We start from the raw sequence: 6191 nt of genomic DNA on the forward strand, positions 1-6191 counted from the left end.
GGTCAGACCTGCGTGTCGATCTCGAAGATCGGACGGACCTGTACCGATCCGGTGGCGATGGCCCCCGGGCTGCGGGCCGCCCAGTCCAGCGCGGCGTCGAGGTCCGGCACGTCGATGACGTCGTACCCGCCGAGCAGCTCCCGGGTCTCGGCGAACGGCCCGTCGGTGATCGTGCGCTCGCCGTCCGGGCCGACCTGCACAGTCGTGCAGGTGGTCAGGTCCTGCAGGGGATGCCCGGAGACCCAGACCCCGGCGTCCTTCATCTCCCGGTCGTAGCGGATCCAGTCCTCGAAGCTGCACCCGTTGTCGACGACCTTCCCGTCGACCATGGGGCTCATGAACAGCAGCATGTACTTCACGTCTCGGCTCCTCTCGGTGCGGCGCGTCGCCGTACAGCATGACGACGGTCGAGGCCCGGGGATATCGACACGGCCGGTCAGGTTTTTCGGGCCGGATCTCACGACGCCGGGTCACGTCGCTCGAACCAGGTCACCCCGATCAGGAAGGCGGTCAGCAGGGTGAGCGCCGCCAGCGGTGGCAGGGATCGACCGATCGGCAGCAGGGGCAGCGGCAGCAGCGCGGCGACGACCTGTGTCGGGTACACCGCGCGAACGGTCAGCCGCTGGAATGCCAGCCTGCTGAGTAGGTAGAGGGCGGTGCCGCCGTAGAGCGCTGTCGCGGCCTGCCAGCCCAGCCGGCCGGGATGCGTCGACTCCTCGGCGAGCTGGGTGATCACCTCCTCGATGCCGAGCGCGACGTAGATGACGCCGATGATCAGCGTGGAGTGCCCGAGGCCGTACGCGTCGCCGGCAACGCGGGCTCGCCGCTCACCCGGCACGTTGCTGACGGCCTCCCGGGCGGCGGACGCCAGCCGATCGAAGTAGAGCCACCACAGGCAGACCGTGCTGGTGAGGCCGAGCAGCGCGGCCAGCAGGGCCGAGCCGATCGGCGCCATCGCCCTCGGACCTGCGCCGGCAGAGATCAGGGACTCGCCCAGCGCGATGATGAGCACCAGGCCGAACCGCTCGCTGAAGTGGTCCACGCTGCGGAGTTGCCACGGCCGGAAGGTGGACGCGATCCGGGCGCCGCCGATGTTCAACAGGAACGCGACAGTCCAGAGCGCCGTCTGGGCCGCACCACCGAGGAGGGCACCGATGATCAGCGGAACCCACCCCAGCACCACCGGCACGGTGAAGAACCGCAGCGTCGAACGCAGCGCGGGGTTCGTCACGCTCGCCCAGAACAGGATCACGAGCTGTACGGCCCGGCCAACCACGTAGGCCAGGGCCAGCGTCAACGGCGCGTCGAACAGCTCCGGGCTCTGCTGCCACGCGTCCGGCAACACAAGCGCGGCCACGAAGATCGCTGCCATCGCGACCAGGGTGATGGCGCGGACCGGACCAACGTCCGGCCGGACCAGGTTTCCCACCCAGATGTACGGCGACCAGGAGTAGAGCAGCAGGAGCAGCAGGAGCAGCCCCTGGGCCAGGGTGAGCGCGCTCGGCGACACCGCCATGAACGTGATGACCCGGGTGAGCGCGAAGACGAAGACCAGGTCGAAGAAGATCTCGAACATCGTGGTCCGGTGCGTCACCCCCGCCGGCACCGGACGGATGTTGAGTATCCCCCTCATCCTCGCATTCTGCGCTATCGGGACTGCTGGCTCATCCGGTCTGCTCGCCCGACGTCGCTCCGAAGGTCAGGAAGAACCGCTCGGCCGCGCCGATGTCGCCGTGCAGCTCGATTTCGCCCGCCGAGACCGCCGAGCGCAGCGGCGTGCCGCCGAACATCAGATCCCGCAGCGCACTCACCGTGCCGGTGACCGTGACGTCGACCTGACCCGACCGGCCACGGGCCACGCTGATCCCACTCGGAGCCACGTCCACCTCGAAGGCGTCGGTGCCCACCCGCAACCCGAGTCGAGTGGCCAACGGCGCGTCGGCCGGAGGCCGATACAGGGCCTTGAGCAGCAGCATGAACGCGTCGGTGCTCATCTCGACGTCCGACTCGGCCGGCAGGCCGGCCCCCCACCGCGACAGCTCGATGAGCGTCGGCTCCAGTTGCTGGCCGCGTTCCGTCAGCTCGTATGCGTGCACGCTCGCCGGTGGCCCGAGCTGCACCCGCCGGACGATGCCGGACTGCTCCAACTCCCGGAGGCGCTGGCTGAGCACGTTCTGGCTGGCCGTCGGCAGGCCGGCCCGCAGATCGCCGAAACGCTTCGGGCCGAACACCAGCTCTCGAACAATCAACAGAGCCCAGCGCTCGCCGACGATGTCCATCGTGCGCGCCGCCCCGCAGGCATCCCGGTAAGTCCGCTGAGTCACATCGCCATCGTAGTCGGTGTCCACCGAACAGTGCTAGCCTCGGACCGTCTAGTCCTAACTTAGGAGTAAGCAATGGATGCACTGCTCGCCAAGGTGATCGATCGGCACGGCGGCCTCGACCGCTGGAACGGCGCGTCGACCCTCACCACCCGGCTCACCTATGGCGGCCCATTCTGGGCGTTCAAGGGCAGACCCGACTTCGACGGCACCGAACTTGTCGAGGCCGACCTGCACCGGGAGCAGATTCGGCACGTTGCGGAGAGCACCGGCCGGGTCACCGAGTACGACCGCGACGCCGACCGGGTCACCGTCACCGCGGCCGACGGCAGCCTCATCGACGAGCTGACGAATCCCCGGGCCAGCTTTGCCGGCTACACCCGGGAGAGCCAGTGGACGCTCGCCCAGGCCGCCTACTTCCGTGGTTACGCCACCTGGCACTACCTCGTCGAGCCGTTCCTGTTCACCTGGCCGGGCGTCGAGGCGCACGAGATCGAGCCCTGGTCGGAGGGCGGCGAGTCGTGGCGCGGGCTGCGCGTCACGTACCCCCAGAGCCTGGACACCCACAACGACACCCAGCTCTACTACTTCGACGACAGCGGGCTGCTGCGGCGCATGGACTATCAGCCGGTGGTCAACGGCTCCTCCCCGGTCGCGCACTACGTGAGCGGGGCGATCGACGTCGACGGGCTGGTCGTGCCGACGCGACGCCGGATCCACATCCGCCAGGAGGACCGCACCCCGGACCTCTCCTGGACGCCCATCACCCTCGACCTGGCCGACGTCCGGATCCGCTGAGACCCCGATGGTGTCGCGGCGGACCCGGCGTCACGTCGCCGACCGGACGCCCCGGCCTCAGGTCGAGGCGTCCGTGCGGCGCCGGCTCCGCTCAGCCCGCCGCCGCACCTGCTGGTACGCGCCGGTCAGCCCCATCGCCCGGCGTACCTCGACCAAGGTCTGGCGTACCTCCTGACGGGTCCGCTCCGTACCCTCGACGATCAACCGGTCCACAAACCCTCGGTCCGCCTCGATCTCGGCCCGGCGCTCCCGGATCGGCGCCAGGAACCCCTCCAACGCGACCACCAGGCGTTCCTTGACCTCCACGTCGCCCACCCGTCCGGCCCGGTAACGCCGGGCCAGGTCGGCCACCTCGTCGCGGTCCGGGTTGAAAACCTCGTGGTACGCGAACACCGGGTTGCCCTCCACCGTGCCCGGCACGTCGGCGCGTACCCGGTTCGGGTCGGTGTACATGCCGAGCACCTTGCGACGCACAGTCGCCGCGTCATCGGAGAGCGCGATGCTGTTGCCTCGGCTCTTGCTCATCTTGGCCGCCCCGTCGGTGCCCACCAGGCTCGGTGTGTCCGCCGCGATCAGCTCGGGCACCGGGAAGACCGGGCCGTACAGATGGTTGAACCGCCTGGCGATCTCCCGCGTCACCTCGACGTGCGCGGCGTTGTCCCGACCGACCGGGACCACCTCGCCCTTCACGCAGAGGATGTCCGCGGCCTGGAGCACCGGGTAACCCAGCAACCCGTACGGCATCTCCTCCTTGCCGGCGTCGCGGGCCATGTCCTTGAGCGACGGCACCCGTTCCAGTCGGGGGACCGTCACCAGGTTCTGTAGCAGGGTGTTGAGGTCGCCGACCTCCGGGATCGCCGACTGGAGATAGAACGTGGCCCGTTCCGGGTCGACGCCGGCGGCGAGAACGTCCGTCACCATCTCCCGGGCGTTGCCGGAGACCTGGTCGATGTCCTCGCGGCGGTTACGAGTGGTGAGCATGTGCAGGTCGGCGATGATGAAGAAGCTCTCGTAGCGCTTGTGCAGCCGTACCCGGTTGGCGATGCTGCCGACATAGTGGCCGAGGTGCAGGCGGCCGGTCGGCCGGTCGCCGGTGAGCATTCGTGCGACGGACATGGTGATGCCTCTCGTTCCGTTGGTGGGTCACGCGTGGGCGCGCGCCGAGCGGGGCGGGTCAGCCCCCTCGGTCAGCGGGATCGGCTCAGCGAGCCGTCCGCCATCGCGCGCCGGCGCGGAACCGCAGACCACCGGCACGGAGGACATTCAGAAGTTGCTCACGGCCATCGCCGGAGCTGGTCGGGATCCCGGGCACCGCACCGAGCGGGAGGCCGTCGACCATGTCGACAGCCTCCGGTGCGCAGTTGCCCGTCCGGACCACGACCTCACATTACCCGCGGGACGGCGCCGGGCGGGGGAAGGTGAGTGTCGGCGTAGTAGCTGCCAACGCGTTCCCGGTACGCCGGGTCGGCCGGATCCGCATCGAGCGGCGGCGCGTCCTTGATCTGCTGCTTGGTCCGGTCGACATGCACGACGCGTTCCTGGTGATCCACCCGCTCCACGGTGCCGGCTGGCAGTAGCACCTTCTGACCGAAGATCCATGGGCCGGTGTCCACCACCAGGTGTCCGGCATCCGCCTCGTTGCTCGCCTCGTCGATGGTGCCGATCCGCCCGTCACTCGCCTGCACCTGGTAACCCACCAGGTCAATGGGCGTGCCGGGGCCGGGAGCGTCCGGACCGTCATGGCCACCGTCGTGGCCTTCCGGCGGGGTGACCGACGAGGTGGTCTCGGTGTATCCGCCAGCCAGGGCGGACGGGTCGCGCCAGGCCCAGGGATTGAAGATCGAGGGTTGCATGGGGCACCTCCGGGGGGACGGTCCTCAGCTGTCCTCTTTCGAAGTGCCCACCGCTGCGGCGTCGGAAACGGCCCGATGAAGGCGTGAGCCTGTCACTCGTCCAGTCCAGCCTTGTTGGTGGCTTGGTTGGTGGGGCGGCTTGGTTGGTGGGGTGGGTGGGTGTGCGCGCCGTGCCGACGTGGTGGCGGGCGGGTGTGCGTTGCCATGCCGACGTGGTGGCGGGCGGGTGTCCGCGAACCGCCAGGTGAAGAGGTCGCTGGCATACTCGGCTGCCATGGTGCTGTCGCGTGGGTGGGCCGTCTTCCTGGTCGGCGTCGGGGTCTGGACCTGGGTTATCTGGCCGAGGTTCGCGGTCGCGATCTGGCAGGACCCGCGGTCCTGGACGTCCGGCACCGTCGCCGACGGCCCCGCCACCAGCTTTCTGTGGGTGCACGCGCTGCTGATCGCGGCGTCGCTGGCCATCGGGACGACAGTCGGTGTCCTCGGCATCCGAGGCTGGTTCGCCGCCCGTCGGCGGCAGGTGTCCTGACCCGCGCTGGTTCTGGCCCGCTGGTTCTGGTTCGCGCTGGTTCTGGCCCGCTGGTTCTGGTTCGCGCTGGTCCTGGCCCGCTGGTTCTGGTTCGCGCTGGTTCTGGTTCGCGCTGGTCCTGGTGGTGGTGCCGAGGCCAGGGTCGAGCAGTCGTCGGTCCGAGCGGCGCAACCGGTCGTCGGCGCGAGTGTGACGGGCGCCGCTGCTCGTGGATTTGACGATCAAACCCGCAGACGCGTAACTTTCTCTCTGCCAGCGCGGAACGGGGCAAACGGGACGGAAGTCCTGAGGCTCCGGAACGGACTGGCAACCGGGTCGAGTAGGGGTTCGCTCCTGCGAGACACGGTCCGGGCGGGGCTCGCCGGATCGGCCGCGAGGCGGATTTGGTGCGGCGAAGCCGACCGGGTAAGGTTCACGACCGGCAGGGCACCGGGCGAGACTGCGGGAAACCGCAGCGGTCGGCCTGCCAAATCCGACGACCTGACGCAGCGGTTCGCTGCTGCGTGAGTGCGCCGGCGCTAAGCCGTACGAAGCATGACAGACCGGGACACACGGTTTGACACAGCGAAGACGGTGAGGTAACGTAGTAAAAGTGCCCGGCGCGAGAGCGGCGGGGACGCAGAACGAAAAGCCCCGGTTGGGGTTCCACTGAGGTGGGGCTTCTGGTCGGTGTGTGGTTGTTCTTTGAGA

At 69.1% G+C, this 6191-nt stretch carries 7 protein-coding genes; 2 read left to right on the forward strand and 5 right to left on the reverse strand.

What is annotated here, in order from left to right:
* Positions 1 to 2: 2 nt before the first annotated feature.
* From ACLQ29_RS33765 to ACLQ29_RS33775, 3 genes are all read right to left on the reverse strand, one after another.
* Entirely contained in the window at positions 3 to 350 is a 348-nt protein-coding gene (locus tag ACLQ29_RS33765) for a YciI family protein (RefSeq protein ID WP_425775431.1), read from the reverse strand.
* Between the two features lie 107 nt (positions 351 to 457).
* Positions 458 to 1633: a low temperature requirement protein A gene (locus tag ACLQ29_RS33770; RefSeq protein ID WP_425775425.1), complete on the reverse strand. Its 1176-nt coding sequence runs from the start codon at positions 1631 to 1633 to the stop codon at positions 458 to 460.
* A 31-nt stretch (positions 1634 to 1664) separates the two neighbouring features.
* Positions 1665 to 2324: a winged helix-turn-helix transcriptional regulator gene (locus tag ACLQ29_RS33775; protein ID WP_425775426.1), complete on the reverse strand. Its 660-nt coding sequence runs from the start codon at positions 2322 to 2324 to the stop codon at positions 1665 to 1667.
* A 72-nt stretch (positions 2325 to 2396) separates the two neighbouring features.
* On the opposite strand from ACLQ29_RS33775, the gene ACLQ29_RS33780 reads away from it, so the two are divergent.
* Positions 2397 to 3119: a hypothetical protein gene (locus tag ACLQ29_RS33780; protein ID WP_425775427.1), complete on the forward strand. Its 723-nt coding sequence runs from the start codon at positions 2397 to 2399 to the stop codon at positions 3117 to 3119.
* Between the two features lie 57 nt (positions 3120 to 3176).
* Here ACLQ29_RS33780 and trpS read toward each other — a convergent pair whose 3' ends face one another.
* Both trpS and ACLQ29_RS33790 read right to left on the reverse strand, forming a co-directional pair.
* Positions 3177 to 4235 (reverse strand): tryptophan--tRNA ligase, encoded by a 1059-nt coding sequence (gene trpS, locus ACLQ29_RS33785; protein ID WP_425775428.1) that lies wholly within the window; start codon positions 4233 to 4235, stop codon positions 3177 to 3179.
* 266 nt (positions 4236 to 4501) lie between these two features.
* The gene (locus ACLQ29_RS33790) at positions 4502 to 4972 is read right to left on the reverse strand and encodes a PRC-barrel domain-containing protein (RefSeq protein ID WP_425775429.1); all 471 of its coding nucleotides are present in this window, start codon (positions 4970 to 4972) and stop codon (positions 4502 to 4504) included.
* A gap of 274 nt (positions 4973 to 5246) precedes the next feature.
* Here ACLQ29_RS33790 and ACLQ29_RS33795 point away from each other — a divergent pair, with 274 nt between their 5' ends.
* A complete protein-coding gene (locus tag ACLQ29_RS33795) occupies positions 5247 to 5501 on the forward strand; it encodes an SCO4848 family membrane protein (RefSeq protein ID WP_425775430.1) in 255 nt (84 codons plus the stop codon).
* Positions 5502 to 6191: the final 690 nt, after the last annotated feature.

The organism is Micromonospora sp. DT228, assembly GCF_049841595.1.
GTDB lineage: Bacteria > Actinomycetota > Actinomycetes > Mycobacteriales > Micromonosporaceae > Micromonospora.

Coding starts and splice junctions, on each gene's coding strand:
- ACLQ29_RS33765 (WP_425775431.1), bottom strand. CDS start 350: ATGCTGCTGTTCATGAGCCCCATGGTCGACGGGAAGGTCGTCGACAAC.
- ACLQ29_RS33780 (WP_425775427.1), top strand. CDS start 2,397: ATGGATGCACTGCTCGCCAAGGTGATCGATCGGCACGGCGGCCTCGAC.
- ACLQ29_RS33790 (WP_425775429.1), bottom strand. CDS start 4,972: ATGCAACCCTCGATCTTCAATCCCTGGGCCTGGCGCGACCCGTCCGCC.
- ACLQ29_RS33795 (WP_425775430.1), top strand. CDS start 5,247: ATGGTGCTGTCGCGTGGGTGGGCCGTCTTCCTGGTCGGCGTCGGGGTC.
- trpS (WP_425775428.1), bottom strand. CDS start 4,235: ATGTCCGTCGCACGAATGCTCACCGGCGACCGGCCGACCGGCCGCCTG.
- ACLQ29_RS33770 (WP_425775425.1), bottom strand. CDS start 1,633: ATGAGGGGGATACTCAACATCCGTCCGGTGCCGGCGGGGGTGACGCAC.